The sequence below is a fragment of the Streptomyces sp. NPDC110618 genome (assembly GCF_055657065.1).
The window spans coordinates 31,361-54,291 of the sequence record NZ_JBVKBN010000014.1 but is presented as its reverse complement, the minus strand read 5'-3'; the positions used below and the strand labels follow the sequence as shown (position 1 = coordinate 54,291).

General features: G+C 70.4%; 19 protein-coding genes. 11 read left to right on the top strand and 8 right to left on the bottom strand.

Annotated elements, in window-relative coordinates; all coding sequences use genetic code 11:
- The first annotated feature begins 204 nt into the window (after positions 1 to 204).
- Positions 205 to 990: a hypothetical protein gene (locus ACZ7L7_RS23520; protein ID WP_471591911.1), complete on the top strand. Its 786-nt coding sequence runs from the start codon at positions 205 to 207 to the stop codon at positions 988 to 990.
- Between the two features lie 308 nt (positions 991 to 1,298).
- Here the strand turns inward: ACZ7L7_RS23520 and ACZ7L7_RS23515 are convergent, their stop codons facing one another.
- A complete protein-coding gene (locus tag ACZ7L7_RS23515; RefSeq protein WP_453607431.1) occupies positions 1,299 to 1,796 on the bottom strand; it encodes a MarR family winged helix-turn-helix transcriptional regulator in 498 nt (165 codons plus the stop codon).
- A 309-nt stretch (positions 1,797 to 2,105) separates the two neighbouring features.
- Here ACZ7L7_RS23515 and ACZ7L7_RS23510 point away from each other — a divergent pair, with 309 nt between their 5' ends.
- Complete coding sequence (locus ACZ7L7_RS23510) at positions 2,106 to 2,930, top strand: lysozyme (protein WP_285510147.1); 825 nt, start codon at positions 2,106 to 2,108, stop codon at positions 2,928 to 2,930.
- Positions 2,931 to 2,996: 66 nt separating this feature from the next.
- On the opposite strand, the gene lon is transcribed toward ACZ7L7_RS23510, so the two are convergent.
- Complete coding sequence (gene lon, locus ACZ7L7_RS23505) at positions 2,997 to 5,411, bottom strand: endopeptidase La (protein WP_472077018.1); 2,415 nt, start codon at positions 5,409 to 5,411, stop codon at positions 2,997 to 2,999.
- Between the two features lie 171 nt (positions 5,412 to 5,582).
- Positions 5,583 to 6,548: a hypothetical protein gene (locus ACZ7L7_RS23500; RefSeq protein WP_472077016.1), complete on the bottom strand. Its 966-nt coding sequence runs from the start codon at positions 6,546 to 6,548 to the stop codon at positions 5,583 to 5,585.
- Between the two features lie 157 nt (positions 6,549 to 6,705).
- Between ACZ7L7_RS23500 and ACZ7L7_RS23495 the strand changes: the two genes are divergently transcribed.
- The 5 genes from ACZ7L7_RS23495 to ACZ7L7_RS23475 all read left to right on the top strand — a co-directional run bounded on the left by ACZ7L7_RS23495 (position 6,706) and on the right by ACZ7L7_RS23475 (position 13,686).
- Positions 6,706 to 7,383 (top strand): spermidine synthase family protein, encoded by a 678-nt coding sequence (locus ACZ7L7_RS23495; protein ID WP_285510150.1) that lies wholly within the window; start codon positions 6,706 to 6,708, stop codon positions 7,381 to 7,383.
- 133 nt (positions 7,384 to 7,516) lie between these two features.
- On the top strand, positions 7,517 to 8,254 hold the full coding sequence (locus ACZ7L7_RS23490) for a response regulator transcription factor (protein WP_093725353.1): 738 nt from the start codon (positions 7,517 to 7,519) through the stop codon (positions 8,252 to 8,254).
- The gene (locus tag ACZ7L7_RS23485; protein ID WP_453607381.1) at positions 8,251 to 9,354 is read left to right on the top strand and encodes a HAMP domain-containing sensor histidine kinase; all 1,104 of its coding nucleotides are present in this window, start codon (positions 8,251 to 8,253) and stop codon (positions 9,352 to 9,354) included. The genes ACZ7L7_RS23490 and ACZ7L7_RS23485 overlap by 4 nt, the downstream gene beginning before the upstream one ends.
- 281 nt (positions 9,355 to 9,635) lie before the next feature.
- The gene (locus ACZ7L7_RS23480) at positions 9,636 to 13,439 is read left to right on the top strand and encodes a multifunctional oxoglutarate decarboxylase/oxoglutarate dehydrogenase thiamine pyrophosphate-binding subunit/dihydrolipoyllysine-residue succinyltransferase subunit (protein ID WP_471427684.1); all 3,804 of its coding nucleotides are present in this window, start codon (positions 9,636 to 9,638) and stop codon (positions 13,437 to 13,439) included.
- A 67-nt stretch (positions 13,440 to 13,506) separates the two neighbouring features.
- On the top strand, positions 13,507 to 13,686 hold the full coding sequence (locus tag ACZ7L7_RS23475) for a DUF6104 family protein (RefSeq protein ID WP_003992906.1): 180 nt from the start codon (positions 13,507 to 13,509) through the stop codon (positions 13,684 to 13,686).
- Positions 13,687 to 13,789: 103 nt separating this feature from the next.
- Here ACZ7L7_RS23475 and ACZ7L7_RS23470 read toward each other — a convergent pair whose 3' ends face one another.
- Positions 13,790 to 14,605: a hypothetical protein gene (locus tag ACZ7L7_RS23470; protein ID WP_285510153.1), complete on the bottom strand. Its 816-nt coding sequence runs from the start codon at positions 14,603 to 14,605 to the stop codon at positions 13,790 to 13,792.
- Between the two features lie 184 nt (positions 14,606 to 14,789).
- On the opposite strand from ACZ7L7_RS23470, the gene ACZ7L7_RS23465 reads away from it, so the two are divergent.
- Together ACZ7L7_RS23465 and ACZ7L7_RS23460 are read left to right on the top strand one after the other, a co-directional pair.
- Positions 14,790 to 15,755, top strand: coding sequence for a DUF4097 family beta strand repeat-containing protein (locus tag ACZ7L7_RS23465; RefSeq protein WP_285510154.1), 966 nt, complete (start codon positions 14,790 to 14,792; stop codon positions 15,753 to 15,755).
- A gap of 1 nt (position 15,756) precedes the next feature.
- On the top strand, positions 15,757 to 16,848 hold the full coding sequence (locus ACZ7L7_RS23460; protein WP_471591913.1) for a PadR family transcriptional regulator: 1,092 nt from the start codon (positions 15,757 to 15,759) through the stop codon (positions 16,846 to 16,848).
- Between the two features lie 4 nt (positions 16,849 to 16,852).
- Here ACZ7L7_RS23460 and ACZ7L7_RS23455 read toward each other — a convergent pair whose 3' ends face one another.
- From ACZ7L7_RS23455 to ACZ7L7_RS23440, 4 genes are all read right to left on the bottom strand, one after another.
- Positions 16,853 to 17,416, bottom strand: coding sequence for a Clp protease N-terminal domain-containing protein (locus ACZ7L7_RS23455; protein WP_285510156.1), 564 nt, complete (start codon positions 17,414 to 17,416; stop codon positions 16,853 to 16,855).
- The gene (locus ACZ7L7_RS23450) at positions 17,416 to 17,625 is read right to left on the bottom strand and encodes a helix-turn-helix domain-containing protein (protein ID WP_093721113.1); all 210 of its coding nucleotides are present in this window, start codon (positions 17,623 to 17,625) and stop codon (positions 17,416 to 17,418) included. Before ACZ7L7_RS23450 ends, ACZ7L7_RS23455 begins: the two co-directional genes overlap by 1 nt.
- A gap of 83 nt (positions 17,626 to 17,708) precedes the next feature.
- A complete protein-coding gene (locus ACZ7L7_RS23445; RefSeq protein WP_471591914.1) occupies positions 17,709 to 18,680 on the bottom strand; it encodes a zinc-binding dehydrogenase in 972 nt (323 codons plus the stop codon).
- A gap of 474 nt (positions 18,681 to 19,154) precedes the next feature.
- Entirely contained in the window at positions 19,155 to 20,378 is a 1,224-nt protein-coding gene (locus ACZ7L7_RS23440; protein ID WP_093721114.1) for an NAD(P)-dependent malic enzyme, read from the bottom strand.
- 606 nt (positions 20,379 to 20,984) lie between these two features.
- Here ACZ7L7_RS23440 and ACZ7L7_RS23435 point away from each other — a divergent pair.
- A complete protein-coding gene (locus ACZ7L7_RS23435) occupies positions 20,985 to 21,944 on the top strand; it encodes an ABC transporter substrate-binding protein (protein WP_285510158.1) in 960 nt (319 codons plus the stop codon).
- A 38-nt stretch (positions 21,945 to 21,982) separates the two neighbouring features.
- On the top strand, positions 21,983 to 22,924 hold the full coding sequence (locus ACZ7L7_RS23430) for an amino acid ABC transporter permease (protein ID WP_285510159.1): 942 nt from the start codon (positions 21,983 to 21,985) through the stop codon (positions 22,922 to 22,924).
- Positions 22,925 to 22,931: the final 7 nt, after the last annotated feature.

Below are 22,931 nucleotides of genomic sequence, written 5' to 3'. Positions count from 1 at the left end.
GCAAGTTACCGAGGTGTCGACCGTGGCGGCCAACGGCGGGCCGGTTGGACGTCTGCGGCGGGCGGTGGCAATATTCGCCACCACGTCTGCGCGCCGGGCAGCATTACGACCCAAACCTGGCGCCTGACCTGCGCGAGTGCGCCAATCGCGCGAGTATTGCCAGCCTTTGGCGAACCTTGTGAAGGGCTCGTGCAGACTGGCCGGATGCGCACGGAACTTGTTTCGGAACCGGGCGATCCGGCCCGCCCCAACGAGGACTTCGCGAGTGTCGCGCTGCCCGCTTCGGGACAGGGTGGCGCGGTGGTCGTCCTGGACGGGGTGACCCCGCCACGAGGTGGCACGGGGTGTCTGCATTCGGTGCCCTGGTTCACCGCGCGCCTGGGCGGCGCGCTGACCGAACTGACCGTTTCCCTGCCCGATGTTCCGCTTGCCGAGGTCCTGTCCCGGGCGCTCGCCCGGACCGCCGACGCACACCGCGGAACCTGTGACCTTTCTCACCCGCGCACCCCGCAGGCAACCGTCGTCCTGGCCCGTTGGTCGCCCGAGTCCGTCGAGTACCTGGTGCTGTCGGACTCGACCCTGCTGGTGCGGGCGCCGGACGGCACGGTGACGCCGTACGCCGACGACCGGCTCGCCCGGCTGCCGCGGTCCGCGCTGGCCACGGACACGCTGGTGGACGCCGATCTGCGCAACCGGGAGGGCGGTTTCTTCACCGCCGCCGCCGATCCCTCGGTGGCGGCACGCGCGGTGACCGGGACACTGCCGCGGTCCGGGGTACGGGCGCTGGCCGCGCTGACGGACGGCGCCACGCGCTGGGTGGACCGGTTCCGGGAGGGCGACTGGGCCGCCTGCCTGGACGTCGTCCGCAAGGAAGGCGCCCAGGCGCTGGTGGACCGGGTGCGGGCGCTGGAACGGGCGGACGCCGAGCGCGTGTTCCTGGGGCGCAGCAAGACCCACGACGACGCCACGGTCGTCTTCGTGGAGCTGTGACCGGGCCGAACCAGCCGACGGCGACCGGCTTCCCGCGTGCCGGTACGGTCTCGCGGCGGGGCTTGGTCCAGCGGCGCGCGCAGGGCTTCTCCACCCACGCGTACAGCACCCAGGCTGCGTTCGACGAGGGTCGCGGCCACCGCCGCGGGCACGGAGTGCGCAGGGCTTCGCCACCCACGCGTACAGCGCCCGGGAGGCCGTTTGACGAGGGTCACGGCCACCGCGGGCACGGAGTGCGGGTCGGGGCCGAGCAGTTCACCAGGACGGCAGGGTCCGCTGCACCGCGGACCTGTGCGACCGAGGGCCGCTCAGCCCTGCCCCTCCATCTCCTGGTTCAACTGCTGGAGCAGCCGGGCCAGTTCCGCGACCTCGCGGGGGTCCCAGCCGGAGAGGCGGCGGGCGTAGCGGGCGCGCCGGGCCTCGCGGACCTTGCTCACCCGGCCGCGGCCCTCCTCGGTGAGGTGGACGAGCCAGGCCCGGCCGTCGGCGGGGTCCGGCTCGCGGGCCACCAGGCCGAGGTCTTCCAGGGCGCGCAGCTGACGGGACATGGTCGCCTTGCCGACGCCGATGTAGGCGGCGAGGTCGGTGGCGCGCTGGCGCCCGCACTCGTCGAGGCGGATCAGCAGACCGTACGCGGCGGATTCCAGGTCGGGGTGGACCTCCCGGGCCATCTCGCCCTGGCTGGCCCGGGCGCGCCGCAGCAGTACGGTCAACTCCCGCTCCAGGGACAGGAACTCGGGCGGGTCGGCGCCTTGTCCGGGCAGTCCGGCGGACCCCCCGGACCCGGCCCGGCGACCGTCGTCGATTCCCTCTTCGCGCACGTCAGCCCCTGCCTCGGTTTCCCTGTACTGAAAGTTTCCGTCACATGCCGTCATCGCCGCAGCTCCGTCAGTATTTCTCAGGCGTAGACCAACGGCAGCCTCCGGGGCCTCTTCCACCGGTCGGCGCACGTCCGTAGCGTCTTCAACAGGCCCCGACTGGCATGCTCACGCCAGCATTGTCGGGCGGTGGGCCAACAGCGGGCCAACGGCGACCCGCCACCCCCGTCCCGGGCCGGTACCCCCCCACTCCCCAGGTCTCCCCACCGTGCGTCACCGATCCTTCGGAGGCACGCTATGCCCGTGCACAGACCCGGACCGTTCCGACTCGTCCTGACCGGACTCCTGCTGACCGCGCTCTCGCTGACCCTCGCCGCCACCCCCACTCCCCCGGCCTCCGCCGCCGAAACCACCCCCGCCCGCGGCTCCGCGTACATGGGGATGGGCGTCGCGTCCCACGACGGCGTCCACGGACTGCCCCGGGACACCCGCGTCACCCAAACGGAGGGCGTCGACGTCTCCTCCCACCAGGGCAACGTGGCCTGGTCCACGCTCTGGAGCAGCGGCGTGCGATGGGCCTACGTGAAGGCCACCGAGGGCACCTACTACACCAACCCCTACTTCGCGCAGCAGTACAACGGCTCCTACACCACCGGCATGATCCGCGGCGCCTACCACTTCGCCACCCCCGACACCGCCTCCGGCGCCGCCCAGGCCGACTACTTCGTCGACCACGGCGGCGGCTGGTCCCGTGACGGACGGACCCTGCCCGGCGCCCTGGACATCGAGTGGAACCCGTACGGCGCCGCCTGCTACGGCAAGTCGCAGAGCGCCATGGTCACCTGGATCCGTGACTTCCTGAACCGGTACAAGGCCCGCACCGGCCGGGACGCCGTCATCTACACCGCCACCAGCTGGTGGACCCAGTGCACGGGCGACTACTCCGGCTTCGGCGCCGTCAACCCGCTGTGGATCGCGCGGTACGCCGCCACCGTGGGGACGCTCCCCGCGGGCTGGGCGTACTACACGATGTGGCAGTACACCTCGACCGGCCCGACCGTCGGCGACCACGACCGGTTCAACGGCGCCCTGGACCGGGTGCAAGCCCTCGCCTACGGCTGACGGCACGACGGAGGCCCGGGCCTCCCTCACGAAACCCGGGCCTGCGCCCTCTTCCGGCAGCGTCCGTCACGCCGCCACCGGAACCTCCGGCTGTGCCCCCTGCGTGGCCGGGGACAGCGCCAGCTCCAGGACCTGGCGCACATCGGTCACGGTGTGCACGTCGAGCTTGTCCAGCACCTCGGCGGGGACGTCGTCGAGGTCGGGCTCGTTGCGCTTGGGGATGATCACCGTAGTGACCCCGGCGCGGTGGGCGGCCAGCAGCTTCTGCTTCACGCCGCCGATCGGCAGCACCCGGCCGGTCAGGGAGACCTCACCGGTCATCGCCACGTCGGTGCGGACCAGCCGGCCCGACAGCAGCGAGGCGAGCGCCGTCGTCATCGTGATGCCCGCGCTCGGGCCGTCCTTGGGGACCGCCCCCGCCGGGAAGTGGATGTGCACGCCCCGGTCCTTCAGGTCGCCGACCGGCAGTTCCAGTTCGGCGCCGTGGCTGCGCAGGAAGCTCAGCGCGATCTGGGCGCTCTCCTTCATCACGTCACCGAGCTGCCCGGTCAGCGTCAGACCCGCCGCGCCCGTCTCCGGGTCGGCCAGGGACGCCTCCACGAACAGCACGTCGCCGCCGGCTCCGGTCACCGCGAGTCCGGTGGCCACGCCCGGCACCGCCGTACGCCGCTCGGCCGGGTCCTGCGCCGACTCGGGCACGTGGTGCGGGCGCCCGATCAGACCGCGCAGGTCGTCCCCGGTCACCGTGAACGGCAGCTCCCGGTCGCCCAGTTCGTGCTGGGCGGCGACCTTGCGCAGCAGCCGGGCGATGGAGCGCTCCAGGTTCCGTACGCCCGCCTCACGGGTGTACTCGCCGGCGAGCTTGCGCAGCGCGCCCTCGTCGAGGGCGACCTCGTCCCCGCTCAGGCCCGCCCGCTCCAGCTGGCGCGGCAGCAGGTGGTCCCGTGCGATGACGACCTTCTCGTCCTCGGTGTAGCCGTCCAGGCGGACCAGCTCCATCCGGTCGAGCAGGGCCTCCGGGATGGCCTCCAGCACATTGGCGGTGGCGAGGAAGACCACGTCGCTCAGGTCGAGCTCGACCTCCAGGTAGTGGTCGCGGAAGGTGTGGTTCTGCGCCGGGTCCAGGACCTCCAGCAGGGCCGCGGCCGGGTCGCCGCGGAAGTCGGAGCCGACCTTGTCGATCTCGTCGAGCAGGACGACCGGGTTCATCGAACCGGCCTCCTTGATCGCCCGTACGATCCGTCCGGGCAGCGCACCGACGTACGTACGGCGGTGGCCGCGGATCTCCGCCTCGTCCCGGACGCCGCCGAGGGCGACCCGGACGAACTTGCGGCCCATCGCGTGCGCCACGGACTCGCCCAGCGAGGTCTTGCCGACACCGGGCGGACCGACCAGGGCGAGCACGGCACCGCCGCGCCGCCCGCCGACGACACCGAGACCGCGCTCGCTGCGCCGCTTGCGCACCGCGAGGTACTCGGTGATCCGCTCCTTCACGTCCTCCAGCCCGGCGTGCTCGGCGTCCAGTACGGCCTTGGCGCCCTGGATGTCGTAGGAGTCCTCGGTCCGCTCGTTCCACGGCAGCTCCAGCACCGTGTCCAGCCAGGTGCGGATCCAGGAGCCCTCCGGGGACTGGTCGCTGGCCCGCTCCAGCTTGTCGACCTCCTTCAGGGCCGCCTCGCGGACCGTCTCCGGCAGGTCGGCGGCCTCGACGCGGGCGCGGTAGTCGTCGGACTCCTCGCCCTCCGTCTCGCCGTTCAGCTCGCGCAGCTCCTTGCGCACGGCCTCCAGCTGGCGGCGCAGCAGGAACTCGCGCTGCTGCTTGTCGACGCCCTCCTGGACGTCCTTGGCGATGGTCTCGGCGACGTCCTGCTCGGCGAGGTGGTCGCGCAGGTGCTGGGTGGCGAGCTTCAGCCGGGCCACCGGGTCGGCGGTCTCCAGCAGCTCCACCTTCTGCTCGGTGGTGAGGAAGGGCGAGTAGCCGGAGTTGTCGGCGAGCGCCGAGACGTCGTCGATGGCCTGGACCCGGTCCACGACCTGCCAGGCGCCGCGCTTGCGCAGCCATGAGGTGGCGAGCGCCTTGTACTCCTTCACGAGTTCCACGACATTCCCGGGCAGCGGATCCGGCGCGCGGTCGTCGACCACGGTGCCCTCGACCCACAGGGCGGCACCCGGCCCGGTCGTCCCGGCGCCGATCCTCACCCGCTCCCGGCCCCGGATCAGGGCGCCCGGGTCACCGTCGGCGAGCCGTCCGACCTGCTCCACGGTGCCCAGCACACCGGTACTCGCGTACGTGCCGTCGATGCGCGGCACCAGCAGCACACGGGGCTTGCCCTGCGCGTTGCGGGCGGCGGCCTGCGCGGCCTCCACGGCGGCGCGCACATCCCCGTCGTTCAAGTCCAGCGGGACCACCATCCCGGGCAGCACGACCTCGTCGTCGAGGGGCAACACGGGCAGGGTGAGCGGGATGGACGTCGAAGCCATGATCTCCCCTTCGGCAGTCAAGTTGAGTTATGTCGACTCAATGCATGACGGCCGCGGATTGTTCCCGAGCCTTTGTTCGCTGTGAGCGATCACGCCGACGGGCCGGTGACCTGCCAGAACAGGGCCGGTCCCCGCCCCATTCCCGCTACAGATGAACCCGCCTCACTCCCGCTACAGACAAAGGGGGTGCCGACCCGCCGCCACCCGGTCGTACACCGCCCGGATCCGCGGCCGCCGTACAGCCGGGTGCCGGGCCAGAGCACTCAGGAAGATCCGCCGGTCCGGTTCGAAGAAGTACCCGGGGAGCGGGGGCAGGGGGTAGTCGTCGCGGAGGACCCCGGGCGGGAGCGTCCCCGAAGCCGGGAGGGGCGAGGTCTCCGGGGGCTCGGTCAGGTGGGCCCAGACCTCGGCGGACAACGGGGCCACGGGGACCTCCGCCTCGGGCCGCCACGGCTCACCCGTCACCGGGTCCCGGGGGACCAGGACGATGTCGTCACCGGCGACGGGAACGCCCGGACCCGCCAGGCCCACCGACTTCCGCACCGGCCCCGGCAGCACCCGCTCGGCCCCGCGCGCGAACGTCTCCGCGAGCAGGCCGCCCGCCGGGAAGGTCACGGGATCACCCTCCGCGGCCACCACCAGGTGCGCCAACGCCACCGCGACCGCCGCCACCCAGCGCCCGTCCCAGCCTCCGCACGGTTCGATCGGCGGACGGGCCCGCACCTCGGGCGCGGGATCGGACCCGTCGTCCAGCGGGACACGGCGTACCGCGTCGGGCTCCAGCCACACCGCCTGCCACAGCCCGCAGTCGTCCACCCGCGTGCCCACCGCCGACCCGCACCGCCCACAGGCCAGGTTGGGCCCGTCCCTGCCGTCCAGGCCCATGCAGTACCCGTCGCAACGCTCCGGGATCACCACCGTGCCGCGCGAGTCACCGGGCGCGACGGCGATGCGGCCCGCCGCGCCGAAGGACACCGAGTACTCCGGCGCGTACACGCCACGGGCGACGGCCTCGGCCTCCCCGACCTCCTCCCAGCGCCGGTACGGCGGGCCCGAGGGCAGCGGGTCGACGGCGTAGAGGCCCTGTTCCATCAGCGGCGGCAGCAGCTCGTGCCAGGACGAGTGATGGGCGTGCACGGGTAACGCGACCCGGGACACCGCGGCCGTCAGCGGCGCATCACACCGGGCGCACCCGAAAACATCCACGAACCCTCCCCTGTACCGGGGGGATTCTCCACATGCCGGTCCACGCCTCCCAGCGATTTTCACGCCGCGGACCTGACAGGATGAGCGGATGCCCACTTCGTACGACATCCCTGAAGTCCTGGACCGTCGCGAAGGCCCCTACGGCGAGGTCGTGCTGCGGCGGCACGGGGAGCTGCTGCAGATCATCGCCAACGGCTGTTTCCTGATGGACACCTCCGACGGCCGCTCCGAGCGCCTGCTCGTCGACGCGGCGCGGGACGCGCTGGACGACCGCACCGACCCCGCCGTACTGATCGGCGGCCTGGGCGTCGGGTTCTCGCTCGCACACGCCGCGGCCGACCCGCGCTGGGGACGGATCACCGTGGTGGAACGCGAATCGGCCATTGTCGACTGGCACCGCTCGGGCCCTCTGTCCGGGCTCACCGAAGCGGCCCGACGGGATCCGCGTACCCGGATCCTCGAAATTGACCTGATCAACTACGTCATTGAGACATCCGACACGTTCGACGCACTGTGTCTCGACATCGACAACGGCCCCGGCTGGACCGTCACGGACGGGAACAACAGCCTCTACTCGGACTCCGGACTGGCAAGCTGCGCACGGCTGTTGAACCCCGGCGGGGTGCTCGCCGTGTGGTCGGCACAGCCCTCTCCGGAATTCGAAGAATCCTTGCGGAATGCCGGGTTCAATCAGGTGCGTACCGAAGAGATCCCCGTTGCCCGGGGCGTTCCCGACGTCGTGCATCTCGCCGTCCGACCTGGATAGCCGAGCCACCGTGACTCCCCGTACGCTGCTGCCTTGGCGCGGATCATTCAAGCGTCAATCGCAGGCATGCTCGGGCATGTCGCACAAGACGGATCACCCCACGGATTCCGGAAAGCAACTTCAGGGGCGGGCGATGGAGCAGACACACACCTCCCACAACGGCACGGCGGCGAGCCCGGGCGCACAGCGCAGGGTTCTGGTGGTCGAGGACGATCCGACCATCGTGGACGCCATCGCGGCCCGCCTGCGTGCCGAGGGATTCCTCGTGCAGACCGCGGGCGACGGGCCGTCGGCCGTGGACACGGCCGAGGCCTGGCAGCCCGATCTGCTGATCCTCGACATCATGCTGCCGGGCTTCGACGGCCTGGAGGTCTGCCGCCGCGTGCAGGCCCAGCGCCCCGTGCCGGTGCTGATGCTGACGGCCCGCGACGACGAGACCGACATGCTGGTCGGCCTCGGCGTCGGCGCCGACGACTACATGACCAAGCCGTTCTCGATGCGGGAGCTGGCCGCCCGCGTGCACGTCCTGCTGCGCCGGGTGGAGCGGGCCGCGATCGCCGCCTCCACCCCGCGCAGCGGCATCCTGCGGCTGGGCGAGCTGGAGATCGACCACGCCCAGCGCCGGGTCCGCGTGCGCAGCGAGGACGTCCACCTCACGCCCACCGAGTTCGACCTCCTGGTGTGCCTGGCCAACACCCCGCGCGCGGTGCTCTCCCGCGAGCAGCTCCTGGCGGAGGTGTGGGACTGGGCCGACGCCTCCGGCACCCGGACCGTCGACAGCCACATCAAGGCCCTGCGCCGCAAGATCGGCGCCGAGCGCATCCGTACCGTGCACGGCGTGGGCTACGCCCTGGAGACCCCGACGCCATGAGCGAGGGGCCGGCGCGGAGAGGCCCCGGGGAGCCCTGGGGCGGCGTACGCCCGTTCTCGATCAAGACCAAGCTCGGCGCGCTGGTCGTCATCTCGGTCCTGATCACCACGGGTCTGTCGATGATCGCGGTGCGCACCCAGACCGAGCTGCGCTTCATCACGGTCTTCTCGATGATCGCCACACTGCTCATTACGCAGTTCGTGGCGCATTCGCTCACCGCGCCGCTGGACGAGATGAACGCGGTGGCCCGCTCCATCTCGCACGGCGACTACTCGCGCCGGGTGCGCGACAACCGCAGGGACGAGCTGGGCGACCTGGCCGAGACGATCAATGTCATGGCCGACGAGCTGGAGACCCAGGACCGTCAGCGCAAGGAGCTGGTCGCCAACGTCTCGCACGAGCTGCGCACCCCCATCGCGGGCCTGCGCGCGGTGCTGGAGAACATCGTGGACGGCGTCACCGAGGCCGACCCGGAGACCATGCGCACCGCGCTGAAGCAGACCGAGCGCCTGGGCCGCCTGGTCGACACGCTGATGGACCTGTCCCGCATCGACAACGGCGTGGTCCCGCTCAAGGCGCGCCGCTTCGAGGTGTGGCCGTATCTGTCGGGCGTACTGAAGGAGGCCAACATGGTGGCCTCCACGCGCGCGGGGATCGCCTCCGGCTCGGGCGGCCACACGCGTACCGACGTCCATCTGCACCTCGACGTCTCTCCGCCGGAGCTGACCGCGCACGCGGACCCCGAGCGGATCCACCAGGTGGTGGCCAACCTCATCGACAACGCGGTCAAGCACAGCCCGCCGCACGGGCGGGTGACGGTGAAGGCCCGGCGCGGGGACCGGCCCCAGTCGCTGGAGCTGGAAGTACTGGACGAGGGGCCCGGCATTCCGCGCTCGCAGTGGCACCGCGTCTTCGAGCGGTTCAACCGGGGTGCGGTGCCCTCTCCGCACGGCCCGGGCAGCGACGGCGGCACCGGTCTCGGCCTCGCCATCGCCCGCTGGGCGGTGGATCTGCACGGCGGCCGGATCGGAGTGGCCGAATCCGATCGGGGTTGCCGGATCCTTGTCACCCTTCCGGGAGAGCCATCCACGTCGAGTTGACGTATGGTTCGAACCGGAGCCACAAGATCCACGGGCGTCCGCGCTGACGGACACGTGTGATCAGGCCAAGGCCCGCGCCTTCCGTGCGCCCGGCCTGGGACGACCCGTACCCCGAGCAGTGAAACCTCGCTTGTTTCCCGCCATTTCAAAGCCCGAAACACGCTTTCCGATGTGACTTACACGACGATGAACCGGCCCGACCTGACCTTCCCGGTCATGGAGGCGTAGCCTTTATTCCCGCTGTCCATCACCTTGTGAAGCGGAAGAGGGCGGTTGCCGCCGTGTCGCCACAGTCCCCCAGTAACGCATCGAGCTCCCCCAGCCTTCGGCCGGGCGGTACCCCCACGACCGACGCAGACCAAGCGGGCAAGAATCCCGCAGCCGCGTTCGGTCCGAACGAGTGGCTCGTCGACGAGATCTATCAGCAGTACCTCCAGGACCCGAATTCGGTAGACCGCGCCTGGTGGGACTTCTTCGCCGACTACAAGCCGGGGGCCGCCGCAGGCTCGGCTCCCGCGGGCAGCACCGCCGCGGCGCCCGCCCCGGCTCCGGCAGCTCCCGCCGCACCGGCCACACCCGCACCCGCCGCGGTTCCGGCCCCGGCCCAGGCGGCCCCGAAGCCGGCCGCCGCCGCTCCGGCCCCCGCCGCTCCGGCCCCGGCCAAGCCCGCCGCCGCCAAGCCGGCCGCGCAGGCCGCGCCCGCCGCCGCGGCCCCGCAGGGCCCCGAGCTGGTGACGCTGCGCGGCCCGGCCGCCGCGGTCGCGAAGAACATGAACGCCTCGCTGGAGCTGCCGACCGCCACCTCGGTCCGCGCGGTCCCGGTGAAGCTGCTGTTCGACAACCGCATCGTCATCAACAACCACCTCAAGCGCGCCCGGGGCGGGAAGATCTCCTTCACGCACCTGATCGGCTACGCGATGGTGCAGGCCATCAAGGCCATGCCGTCGATGAACTACTCCTTCGCGGAGAAGGACGGCAAGCCCACCCTGGTCAAGCCGGACCACGTCAACCTCGGTCTCGCCATCGACCTGGTCAAGCCCAACGGCGACCGCCAGCTCGTCGTCGCGGCGATCAAGAAGGCCGAGACGCTGAACTTCTTCGAGTTCTGGCAGGCCTACGAGGACATCGTCCGCCGCGCCCGCGACGGCAAGCTGACGATGGACGACTTCACCGGCGTCACCGTCTCCCTGACCAACCCCGGCGGCCTCGGCACCGTGCACTCCGTGCCGCGTCTGATGCCCGGCCAGTCGGTGATCATGGGCGTCGGCTCCATGGACTACCCGGCGGAGTTCCAGGGCACCTCCCAGGACACCCTGAACAAGCTCGGCATCTCCAAGGTCATGACGCTCACGTCGACCTACGACCACCGGGTCATCCAGGGCGCCGCCTCCGGCGAGTTCCTGCGCCAGGTCGCCAACCTCCTGCTCGGCGAGAACGGCTTCTACGACGACATCTTCGAGGCCCTGCGCATCCCCTACGAGCCGGTCCGCTGGCTCAAGGACATCGACGCCAGCCACGACGACGACGTCACCAAGGCCGCCCGTGTCTTCGAGCTGATCCACTCCTACCGGGTCCGCGGCCACGTCATGGCCGACACCGACCCGCTGGAGTACCGCCAGCGCAAGCACCCCGACCTGGACATCACCGAGCACGGCCTGACCCTGTGGGACCTGGAGCGCGAGTTCGCCGTCGGCGGCTTCTCCGGCAAGTCCCTGATGAAGCTGCGCGACATCCTCGGCGTGCTGCGCGACTCGTACTGCCGCACCACCGGCATCGAGTTCATGCACATCCAGGACCCCAAGCAGCGCAAGTGGATCCAGGACCGGGTCGAGCGCGGCCACACCAAGCCCGAGCGCGAGGAGCAGCTGCGCATCCTGCGCCGGCTGAACGCCGCCGAGGCCTTCGAGACCTTCCTGCAGACCAAGTACGTCGGGCAGAAGCGGTTCTCCCTGGAGGGCGGCGAGTCCGTCATCCCGCTGCTGGACGCGGTCATCGACTCCGCTGCCGAGTCCCGTCTGGACGAGGTCGTCATCGGCATGGCCCACCGCGGCCGCCTGAACGTCCTCGCCAACATCGTCGGCAAGTCCTACGCGCAGATCTTCCGCGAGTTCGAGGGCAACCTCGACCCGAAGTCGATGCACGGCTCCGGCGACGTGAAGTACCACCTGGGCGCCGAGGGCACCTTCACCGGCCTGGACGGCGAGCAGATCAAGGTCTCCCTGGTCGCCAACCCCTCCCACCTGGAGGCGGTGGACCCGGTCCTGGAGGGCGTCGCGCGCGCCAAGCAGGACGTCATCAACAAGGGCGGCACCGACTTCACGGTCCTGCCGGTGGCGATCCACGGCGACGCGGCCTTCGCGGGCCAGGGCGTGGTGGCCGAGACCCTGAACATGTCGCAGCTGCGCGGCTACCGCACCGGCGGCACGGTCCACATCGTCATCAACAACCAGGTCGGCTTCACGGCGGCCCCCGAGTCGTCGCGCTCCTCGATGTACGCCACCGACGTGGCCCGCATGATCGAGGCCCCGATCTTCCACGTGAACGGCGACGACCCGGAGGCCGTGGTCCGCGTCGCGCGGCTGGCCTTCGAGTTCCGCCAGGCGTTCAACAAGGACGTGGTGATCGACCTCATCTGCTACCGCCGCCGCGGTCACAACGAGTCGGACAACCCGGCCTTCACCCAGCCGCTGATGTACGACCTGATCGACAAGAAGCGCTCGGTGCGCAAGCTCTACACCGAGTCCCTGATCGGTCGCGGCGACATCACCCTGGAAGAGGCCGAGCAGGCGCTGCAGGACTACCAGGGCCAGCTGGAGAAGGTCTTCACGGAGGTCCGCGAGGCCACCTCGCAGCCCGCCGTCGCCGAGCACGTGGACCCGCAGGCCGAGTTCCCGGTCGCGGTCAACACGGCCGTCTCCGCGGAGGTCGTCAAGCGGATCGCCGAGTCCCAGGTCAACATCCCCGACCACATCACCGTCCACCCGCGTCTGCTGCCGCAGCTGCAGCGCCGGGCGACGATGGTCGAGGAGGGCACCATCGACTGGGGCATGGGCGAGACCCTCGCGGTCGGCTCGCTGCTCCTTGAGGGCGTCCCGGTCCGGCTCGCCGGCCAGGACTCCCAGCGCGGCACCTTCGGCCAGCGGCACGCGGTGATCATCGACCGCGAGACGGGCGAGGAGTTCACGCCGCTGATGTACCTCTCCGAGGACCAGGCGCGGCTGAACGTCTACAACTCCCTGCTCTCCGAGTACGCGGCGATGGGCTTCGAGTACGGCTACTCGCTGGCCCGCCCCGAGTCGCTGGTGATGTGGGAGGCGCAGTTCGGCGACTTCGTCAACGGCGCCCAGACGGTCGTGGACGAGTTCATCTCGTCGGCGGAGCAGAAGTGGGGCCAGACCAGCGGTGTCACGCTGCTCCTCCCCCACGGCTACGAGGGCCAGGGCCCGGACCACTCGTCCGCGCGCCCCGAGCGCTTCCTCCAGCTCTGCGCCCAGAACAACATGACGGTCGCGATGCCGACCCTGCCGTCGAACTACTTCCACCTCCTGCGCTGGCAGGTGCACAACCCGCACCACAAGCCGCTGGTCGTCTTCACCCCGAAGTCGATGCTGCGTCTGAAGGCCGCCGCGTCGAAGGCGGAGGAGTTCACCACCGGCCAGTTCCGCCCGGTCATCGGCGACACCTCGGTGGACCCGGCCGCGGTCAAGAAGGTCGTCTTCTGCGCGGGCAAGGTCTACTACGACCTGGAAGCCGAGCGGCAGAAGCGCGGTGCCACGGACACGGCGATCATCCGGATCGAGCGCCTGTACCCGCTGCCGGGTGCCGAGCTCCAGGCCGAGATCGCCAAGTACCCGAACGCCGAGAAGTACCTGTGGGCCCAGGAGGAGCCGGCGAACCAGGGTGCGTGGCCGTTCATCGCCCTGAACCTCATCGACCACCTGGACCTGGCGGTCGGCGCGGACGTGCCGCACGGCGAGCGCCTGCGCCGTATCTCGCGCCCGCACAGCTCGTCCCCGGCGGTCGGTTCGGCCAAGCGCCACCAGGCCGAGCAGGAGCAGCTGGTACGCGAGGTCTTCGAGGCGTAAGCGCCTGGCTGTCCGGCAGGGCCGTACCCCGATCGGGGGTGCGGCCCTGCCGCCTTATCCTGTGGGCATGTACTTCACCGACCGTGGCATCGAAGAACTGGAGAAGCGGCGCGGCGAGGAGGAGGTCACCTTCGAGTGGCTCGCCGAGCAGTTGCGCACGTTCGTCGACCTGAACCCCGACTTCGAGGTCCCGGTGGAGCGCCTGGCGACCTGGCTGGCACGGCTGGACGACGAGGACGACGAGTAACGAGGACGACGAGTAACACCCCACGCGTAGGGCGCCTCTTGCGGGCGCCCTCTTCTGTTTCCCGTGCCGCGGCCTTCGGCGCGGCCTCCGCGCGGTCGGCCCGTCAGTCCCGCGGACGTGTCACGTCGAACGCCAGCCCCAGCGTCCCGTGCGCCAGCAGCACCGCCCCCGCGATGAGCCAGCCGGGGCTGCGGCGGTGCAGACCCCAGACCGTGGCCGGGACGCCCCCCGCGAGCTGGGCGAGGTGCAGGGCGCGGGCCTGGGGGGTGCCGGACCAGGGGAACCAGGGGCTGAGGCGGCCCACGTCCACGGCGTCCAGTTCCGCGCGGACCGTCTCGCGCCAGCCGGCGCGTTCGACGGGGTGGGCGCCGGGATGCGCCCGTACGACGGCGTGCAGACGGTCGGCGGGTTCGCCGGGGGCGAGGCCGTCGGGGAGGGCGACTCCGGCGTGTGTGAGGACCGCGAGCAGGCCCGTCAGCCGGGCGGGGGCGTCGGCGTCGGGGTCCGGTTCCGTCAGGGCGTCCAGGGCCTCCATGTCGAGCACCGGGTCCAGGCCCAGCCGGGCGGCGAAGGTGTGCATGGCCTCGTCCTCGCCGACGGGCGTGCCGTCGCCCAGCCAGATGTAACCGACGGGGCGGCGGAAGCCGGACGCGAGGGTGAACCCGGCGCGGTCCTCGTCCCACCACAGCGCCAGTACGGGCCAGGGCGCGCCGACGGCGAGCGCGCTCGCCCAGCCGGTGAGCACACGGTCGACCGGCTCGTCGTGGAGCGCCCGGGGCCCGTCCTCCGGCACGAGCACGCTCCACTCCTCGCCCGCCGGGGCGACGAGCAGGGGTGCGCGCAGGAGCGGGGCGATGGCGGCGACGGATTCCGGCGCGGCGCGGCAGAGCAGCAGGGCTCCGGGGGTCGACATGCTCATACCGTAGGGCGATCTGCGGCGATTGGTCACTTTTGGACCCGCGGACGGCCGCATCAGGGACGCCCGGCCGGCAACCCGAGCCCCTCCCGAACCCCCGAAGGAGTGTCTTGACTTTCCCCGAGCGCGATATATCGTGATTGACAGGAGACGCGATATGGCGCGTTGTCACGGGGAGGTCGTCACCATGACCGAGTGGTCAGTCACGGAGCCGAAGAAGCTCACCTTCGACGAACCGGTGCGCGAGCTGCACGTACGGATCGTCAACGGCACGGTGAACGTGGTGGGCACCGACGAAGGTTCCGCCCGCCTCGAAGTCTCCGAGATGGAGGGCCCACCCCTGGTGGTCACCCAGGAGCGCGGCACCCTCACTGTCGCCTACGACGACCTGCCCTGGAAGGGCTTCCTGAAGTGGCTCGACCGCAAGGGCTGGCGGCGCAGTGCCGTGGTCTCGCTGGCGGTCCCGGCCGACACCCGCGTCGAGGTGGGCGTGGTCGGCGCGGGCGCCGTGGTCTCCGGGGTGCGCGGCCCCTCGGTGGTCAAGGGCGTCACCGGCGACACCACCCTCGTCGGCCTCTCCGGCCCGGTCCGCGCCGACACGGTCTCCGGGAACCTGGAGGCCCAGTCCGTCACCGGCGACCTCCGCTTCAACTCGGTCTCGGGCGACCTCACCGTCGTCGAGGGCTCGGGGCCCTCCGTGCGCGCGGACTCGGTCAGCGGCTCGATGATCGTCGACCTCGACCCAGAGGGCCCGACGGACGTACGGCTCACCAGCGTCTCCGGCGAGATCGCCATCCGCCTCCCCCACCCGGCCGACGCCGACGTCGAGGCGAACACCGCGAGCGGCACGATCTCCAACGCCTTCGACGGACTTCGGGTGCACGGCCAGTGGGGCGCCCACAAGATCACCGGCAAGCTGGGCGCGGGCAACGGCAAGCTGCGGGCGACCACCGTCTCCGGCTCCATCGCCCTGCTGCGCCGGCCGGCCCGTGAAGAGGAGCCGTGGGAGGGGGAGTTCTGGGAGGACGCCCCGGTGGAGAACACGGGGGCCGGTTCGGGGGAGAATTCCGACGCCGGCCGGGACTCCACACCGCCCACCGAAGCCGACCCGGGCGACCCGGCCGACGGCACGACCGACAAGAAGGTGCTCTGACATGCCTCCCGTCTTCGCCCACGGCCGTCTCCGCCTGTACCTGCTCAAGCTGCTGGACGAGGCGCCGCGCCACGGCTACGAGGTGATCCGCCTCCTTGAGGAGCGCTTCCAGGGCCTGTACGCCCCGTCGGCGGGCACGGTCTACCCCCGGCTGGCGAAGCTGGAGAGCGAGGGCCTGGTCACCCACACCACCGAGGGCGGCCGCAAGGTGTACGCCATCACCGACGCCGGCCGCGCCGAACTCGCCGACCGCAGCGGGGAACTGGCCGACCTGGAGCTGGAGATCCGGGAGTCGGTCGCGGAGCTGGCCGCGGAGATACGGGCCGATGTGCGCGGCGCGGCCGGGAACCTGCGCCGGGAGATGCGCGCTGCGGCCTCCGAGGCCAGGCAGGGCGACAAGGGCAGGACGGGCGGCAGTCCCCTCGGCGACCTCGGCGACCTCGGCGACCTGACGGACTTCACCGACAAGGAGGCCTGGCGGGCGGCCAAGGAGGAGATGCGGCGGGCCAAGCAGGAGTGGAAGGAGCAGGCCCGGCGTGCCAAGGACGAGAGCCGTCGGGCCCGCGAGGAGGCCCAGCGCGCCCGGCGCCAGGCCAAGGAGGCGCAGGACCGGGCCCGCGCCCAGGCCCAGGAGGAGATGCAGCGCATCGCCAAGCGGGTCCAGGACCACGTACAGGACCACTTCGCGCGCGGCGACTGGCCGACCGGCGTGCGCGAGGGCCTCGCGGAACTGGCCAAGGAGTTCGGCGAGTTCGGGAAGGGCTTCGGCAAGGAGTTCGGGAAGGACTTCGGTTTCGGCCGCCCCGGCACGGCGACCGACCGGCGCCCGGAGTCGTCGGAGGCCCCGGGGTACTCCGAGACCCCGGTGGACTTCCCCGCCGAGTACGAGCCGTCCTGGGCCCACGAGGACGCCAAGGACTCCACCGGCGACCCGGCGCGCGACCTGGAGCGCCTGCTGGACCGCTTCCGCGACGACGTCCGTGACGCGGCCCGCGACCACGGTGTGACGGCGGATCAACTCCGCGACGCCCGCAGGCATCTGTCCACGGCGGCGGCCCACATAGGGGCGCTGCTGAGGGCGCCGAAGGCGTAGCGGCTCAGCCCGCCTTGGCCTGCCCCTGCCCGTAGAGGACCCGGGTCACCGACGCGTTGGTGACCCCGTGGTCGGCGAGGACCTCGGCCGGCACCCCGGGGAAGGCCGTGAGGGCGAGCAGGATGTGCTCGTCGCCGATGTGCCGGTCGCGGTGGGCCAGGGCGATCCGCAGGGAGCGTTCCAGGACGCCCTTGGCCTCCCGGCTGAAGGAGCGGCGGCCGGACCACCAGCCCTTGTCCCTGAGATCGCCGGACATCGCGCCGACGCCGTGCACCTCCTCGACCCGGGCGACGATCTCGGCGACGTCGATACCGAGCCCGGCGAGCGCGTCGGCCTCGGCCCGGGACAGCCCGGCCCGACTGCGCGCCTCCCCGAGCGCCTCCCGTACGGACTCCCTGCGCTCCGTGAGCCCCAGCGCGGCCAGGACGAAGGAGCCGCGGCTGGCCTCCCGGTCGAGCAGGGCGAGCAGCAGGTGCTCGGTGTCGACCGTGCCGGCGCCGGTGCGTTCCGCGTGCTCGACCGCGCCCTTCACGACCGCGCGGGCGTCCTTGGTGAACCGCTCGAACATCAATGCCTCCCGTACTTCTTGTGCACGGCCTGCCTGCTGACTCCGAGCTCCGCGGCGATCTCCTGCCACGACCACCCCTGATTGCGCGCACTGCGCACCTGTACGGCTTCCAGTTGCTCCAACAGCCGCCGCAACGCGGCGACGGCCCGCAGCCCCACCCTCGGGTCACGGTCACCGGCACGCGCGGCGAGATCGGTTGCCTCACTCATACCCGTCAACGTAGGTTGACGAAGCCGCCCCTGTCAACCGAAGTTGACAGGGGCGGGCGGTTTCGGCGAAGGAACCAGACGCCTCAGGACCCGGAGTTGGTCAGCACGACCTTCCCGAACAGCTCCCCGGAGGCCATGCGCTCGAAGCCCTCACGGGCCCGGTCCATGGGCAGGACCTCGTCGATGACAGGCCGCACGCCCGTAGCGGCGCAGAAGGACAGCAGATCCTCCAACTCGTCCTTGGTCCCCATCGTCGAGCCCACCACCTTGAGCTCCAGGAAGAAGATCCGGGTCAGCTCGGCGTGGGAGGGCCGGTCACCACTGGTGGCGCCGGAGATGACGAGCGTGCCGCCGGGCTTGAGCGACTTGACGGAGTGGGACCAGGTGGCGGCACCAACGGTCTCAATGACGGCGTCCACACGCTGCGGCAGCCGCGCCCCCGGCTCGACGGCCTCGACGGCCCCGAGCTCCAGTGCCCGCTTCCGCTTGGCCTCGTCCCGGCTGGTGGCGAAGACCCGCAGCCCCGCGGCCTTGCCGAGCACGATGGCGGCCGTGGCGACACCGCCCCCGGCGCCCTGCACGAGCACGGAGTCGCCGGGCCGTACCCCGGCGTTGGTGAAGAGCATCCGGTAGGCGGTCAGCCAGGCGGTGGGCAGACAGGCGGCCTCCTCGAAGGACAGCTCCTTGGGCTTGGGGAGGATGTTCCAGGTGGGCACGGCGACCTGCTCGGCAAAGGTCCCCTGATACCGCTCGGTGAGAATCGAGCGGGGCTCCTTGGGTCCCACCCCATGCCCACTCTGCCCAATGACGGAATGCAGAACGACTTCGTTGCCGTCCTCGTCGACACCGGCGGCGTCGCACCCGAGGATCATCGGCAGCTTGTCCTCGGCGAGGCCGACGCCGCGCAGGGACCACAGGTCGTGGTGGTTGAGAGAGGCGGCCCTGACATGGACGACGCTCCAGCCGGCACGGGCCTCTGGGGCAGGACGCTCCCCCAACTCAAGGCCGCTGAGCGGCTGGTCGCGGTCGATTCGGGCGGCATAGACAGCGAACATGTCCCCGACGATAGGCCCGCCCCACCCCCACCGAAACAGCCCCCACCTGTGACACATCCCCTCTTGCACTCCACCCCCGGCCACCGAGCCCAGCCAATCCAGCCCATCCACACGTGAGAACACAGCCCGCTCACTCCAGCCCGTCCACACGTGAGAACACAGCCCGCTCACTCCAGCCCGTCCAGCACGTAAGAACCCAGGCCGCTCACTCCAGCCCGTCCAGCACGTAAGAACCCAGGCCGCTCACTCCAGCCCGTCCGGCGATTGAGGACGAGGCCGTTCAGGCCGATGGGGGTCCAGGGGGCGGAGCCCCCTGGTGGGGTCGAAGGGGCGAAGCCCCTGGAGGGCGGGAACGGGCAGGGGCGGCGGGGGCGAAAAAATGCACCATCACCCACCCGGCCCAACCCCCGGGTAAAGAAATGACCCCGGTCGATACACCCGACCGGGGTCACCTCACCTACCTACGCGGAACACTCACCGCCGAGCCACACCCTCGGCCCGAGCCGCCGCGGCAACCGCAGCAGTAACCGCAGGAGCAACCCGCTCGTCGAACGGCGACGGAATCACATAGTCGGCAGCCAGATCGTCCCCGACGACAGACGCCAACGCCTCCGCCGCCGCGATCTTCATCCCCTCGGTGATCCGGGAGGCCCGCACCTGCAGCGCACCCGCGAAGATGCCCGGAAACGCCAGCACGTTGTTGATCTGGTTCGGGAAGTCCGACCGCCCGGTAGCCACGACGGCCGCGTACTTGTGCGCGACCTCGGGATGCACCTCGGGGTTCGGATTGGCCATGGCGAAGACAAAGGCGCCCTCCGCCATCGAGGCGACAGCCGACTCCGCGACGGTGCCACCCGAGACCCCGATGAACACATCGGCCCCGGCCAGCGCGTCCTCAAGCGACCCCGAGATCCCGGCCTTGTTGGTGAACCCGGCGACCTCACGCTTGACGTCCGTCAGATCCGTCCGGTCCGCCGAGATGATGCCCTTGCGGTCGGCCAGCGCGACATCCCCGATCCCGGCGGAGACCAGCATCTTCGCGATGGCGACACCGGCCGCCCCGGCCCCGGAGATGACCGCGCGCAGCTGCCCGATCTCCCGCCCGCTCAGCCGCGCGGCGTTCCGCAGCGCCGCAAGCGTCACGACCGCCGTACCGTGCTGGTCGTCGTGGAAGACAGGGATGTCCAGCTGCTCCTGCAGCCGGCGCTCGATCTCGAAGCACCGGGGCGCCGAGATGTCCTCCAGATTGACGCCTCCGAAGGAGGGAGCGAGCCGCACCACGGTCTCGACGATCTCGTCGACGCCGGTGCAGTTCAGGGCGATCGGCACCGCGTCCACGCCGCCGAACTGCTTGAACAGAATCGCCTTGCCCTCCATCACCGGAAGGGAGGCCTCGGGCCCGATGTCTCCGAGCCCGAGCACGGCCGTACCGTCCGTCACGACGGCGACCACGGAGGACTTCCACGTGTAGTCGTGGACGAGCTCCGGCTGCTCGGCGATGGCGCTGCACACCTTCGCCACGCCGGGCGTGTACGCCAGGGACAGGTCGTCCTTGTCGCGGACCGGCACGGTGGCTTGCACTGCCATCTTGCCGCCGCGGTGCAGCGCGAACGCGGGGTCGAAGGAATCGAAGGGCTCCGCCTCTCCGTCCTGACCCGTATCGCTGTCGCTGCGAGGATTGACGATCTCCGCTGCCACTTTGTCTGACCCCTTAAGTATTCATGGTTTGAGGGTGGCCACTCCCAGGTGAGGGGTGGGCGGGCACCGCGCACGGCCCAGTTACCGATACGTACGGTCACTTGAGGGCGCATACGCGACGGGCGCGCCGCACACGCGCCCTGAGCCCCGGATGAGGGGTGTAAAGCACCTTCTTACCGGACGGACGCCGTCGAGGACGAGTCCAATAGGCGCAAGCTCACATGGCGGAACGAAGAACGATCATCGATCACCGCTTATCGGTGACATGAATCATGCGCCGTCATATGGACAACCGGTCAATCCCCCTTGACGCGCGCCCGATTGACGCTCAAGTAGCCGTCCGGCGGAACTTACCGACCAGTCACATCCTGAGACAGACCGGAGATTCTTCGGCCGGAAGGGGAGATTCCCGGAAGAGATGCGGTCGCGATGTCCTGACCTGTAGTGGTTCGGGGGTCACCCGTTATCCGATTTTGACATAGCGGGCACCCTGAATCGCACAGTCCGAATGGCAAGATGCCGTAATCACACGAGGTCGCGACACTCGAAGACGTGTGCTCTCGTCGACCCATCGGCAACTCCACCCATCCGCCGGAGGAACCCACCATGACCGCAAGCACCACCCGTCGTACGACCGCCGCGCGCTCCCGGCTGGCAGCGGTCGGCTCGATCGCGGTCGCAGGCGCCCTACTGATCACTGGCTGCGGTGACCAGACCAAGGACGACAGCAGCAAGACCGAAACCGAGAGCTCGGCCCCGCTGGCCGACAAGCTGCCGGCGGCCATCGCCAACAAGGGCGTCATCAAGGTCGGCTCCGACATCGCGTACGCCCCGGTGGAGTTCAAGGACGACTCCGGCAAGGTGGTCGGCATCGACCCCGACATCGCCGAGGCCCTCGGCAAGCAGCTCGGTGTGAAGTTCGAGTTCCAGAACGCCACGTTCGACACCCTCATCGGTGGTCTGGCCTCCAACCGGTACGACATCGCCATGTCGGCGATGACGGACACCAAGGACCGCCAGGAGGGCATCGACGGCGACACCGGCAAGAAGGTCGGCGACGGCGTCGACTTCGTGGACTACTTCACCGCCGGCGTCTCGCTGTACACCAACAAGGGCGACACCAAGGGCATCAAGACCTGGGACGACCTGTGCGGCAAGACCATGGCCGTGCAGCGCAACACCTTCTCGCACGACCTCGCCAAGGAGCAGGCGAAGAAGTGCAAGGACGACGGCAAGGCCACGCTCAAGATCGAGGACTTCGCCACCAACCCGGAGGCCGAGACCCGGATGCGCTCCAAGGGCGCCGACGTCGTCTCCGCCGACTTCCCGATCGCCGCGTACTCGGTGAAGAACGCGGGCGGCGGCAAGTACTTCGAGATCGTCGGCGACCAGGTCGAGGCCGGCCCGTACGGCATCGCCGTGGCCAAGGACGACACCGAGCTGCGTGACGCGCTGCAGGCCGCCGTCCAGGCCATCATCGACAACGGCGAGTACGAGAAGATCATCAAGAAGTGGGGCGTCGAGGACGGCGCGATCACCGAGGCCAAGATCAACGGCGGCTCCTGATCTCCGCCTCGGCACTACCGTTCTGAAAGGCTCCACCCGTGACTGTTGACGTCAACAAGACGGACGGTCCCGCGGACCCCACGCCGCCCACCGGGCCGGAGGCCATCAAGGCCATCCCGGTCCGGCACCCTGGGCGCTACGTGTCCGCGGCCCTCGCGATCGCCATCCTCGGCGTAATCGTCTACGCCTTCGCGCAAGGCAACATCAACTGGGACGCGATCCCCGAGTACTTCTTCGACGACCGGATCATGCACGGTGTCTGGAACACCCTGCTGCTCACCGTGATCTCCATGGTGATCGGTATCGCGGGCGGCATCCTGCTCGCCGTGATGCGCCTGTCGACGAACCCGGTCACCTCGTCGATCGCCTGGTTCTACATCTGGTTCTTCCGGGGCACCCCGGTCCTGGTCCAGCTGTTCGTGTGGTTCAACCTCGGCCTGGTCTTCGAGTACATCAACCTCGGCCCGATCTACAAGGACTACTGGTCGTCCTTCATGACGCCGCTGCTGACGGCGCTGCTCGGGCTCGGCCTCAACGAGGCCGCGTACATGGCGGAGATCTGCCGTGCCGGTCTGCTCTCGGTCGACGAGGGCCAGACCGAGGCGTCGCACGCGCTCGGCATGAGCCACACCAAGACGCTGCGCCGGATCGTCATCCCGCAGGCGATGCGCGTGATCGTGCCGCCGACGGGCAACGAGGTCATCAACATGCTGAAGACGACCTCGCTCGTCTCGGCGGTGCAGTTCGCCGACCTGTTCAAGGAGGCTCAGGACATCGGTCAGAACGCGGGCTCCACGGTGGAGATGTACTTCCTCGCCGCCGCCTGGTACCTGATCATGACCTCGATCCTCAGCGTCGGCCAGTACTACATCGAGCGGCACTACGCGCGCGGTTCCTCGCGGACCCTGCCCCCGACGCCCCTGCAGCGCTTCAAGGCAGCCGTCCTGCCCGCTCGCCGCCCGAAGGGAGTCACGGCATGACGGACGT

Excerpts from the sequence above, each read along its gene's own strand:
- ACZ7L7_RS23520 (WP_471591911.1), top strand. The coding sequence starts at position 205 with ATGCGCACGGAACTTGTTTCGGAACCGGGCGATCCGGCCCGCCCCAAC.
- ACZ7L7_RS23510 (WP_285510147.1), top strand. The coding sequence starts at position 2,106 with ATGCCCGTGCACAGACCCGGACCGTTCCGACTCGTCCTGACCGGACTC.
- lon (WP_472077018.1), bottom strand. The coding sequence starts at position 5,411 with ATGGCTTCGACGTCCATCCCGCTCACCCTGCCCGTGTTGCCCCTCGAC.
- ACZ7L7_RS23495 (WP_285510150.1), top strand. The coding sequence starts at position 6,706 with ATGCCCACTTCGTACGACATCCCTGAAGTCCTGGACCGTCGCGAAGGC.
- ACZ7L7_RS23490 (WP_093725353.1), top strand. The coding sequence starts at position 7,517 with ATGGAGCAGACACACACCTCCCACAACGGCACGGCGGCGAGCCCGGGC.
- ACZ7L7_RS23485 (WP_453607381.1), top strand. The coding sequence starts at position 8,251 with ATGAGCGAGGGGCCGGCGCGGAGAGGCCCCGGGGAGCCCTGGGGCGGC.
- ACZ7L7_RS23475 (WP_003992906.1), top strand. The coding sequence starts at position 13,507 with ATGTACTTCACCGACCGTGGCATCGAAGAACTGGAGAAGCGGCGCGGC.
- ACZ7L7_RS23470 (WP_285510153.1), bottom strand. The coding sequence starts at position 14,605 with ATGAGCATGTCGACCCCCGGAGCCCTGCTGCTCTGCCGCGCCGCGCCG.
- ACZ7L7_RS23465 (WP_285510154.1), top strand. The coding sequence starts at position 14,790 with ATGACCGAGTGGTCAGTCACGGAGCCGAAGAAGCTCACCTTCGACGAA.
- ACZ7L7_RS23460 (WP_471591913.1), top strand. The coding sequence starts at position 15,757 with ATGCCTCCCGTCTTCGCCCACGGCCGTCTCCGCCTGTACCTGCTCAAG.
- ACZ7L7_RS23455 (WP_285510156.1), bottom strand. The coding sequence starts at position 17,416 with ATGTTCGAGCGGTTCACCAAGGACGCCCGCGCGGTCGTGAAGGGCGCG.
- ACZ7L7_RS23450 (WP_093721113.1), bottom strand. The coding sequence starts at position 17,625 with ATGAGTGAGGCAACCGATCTCGCCGCGCGTGCCGGTGACCGTGACCCG.
- ACZ7L7_RS23445 (WP_471591914.1), bottom strand. The coding sequence starts at position 18,680 with ATGTTCGCTGTCTATGCCGCCCGAATCGACCGCGACCAGCCGCTCAGC.
- ACZ7L7_RS23435 (WP_285510158.1), top strand. The coding sequence starts at position 20,985 with ATGACCGCAAGCACCACCCGTCGTACGACCGCCGCGCGCTCCCGGCTG.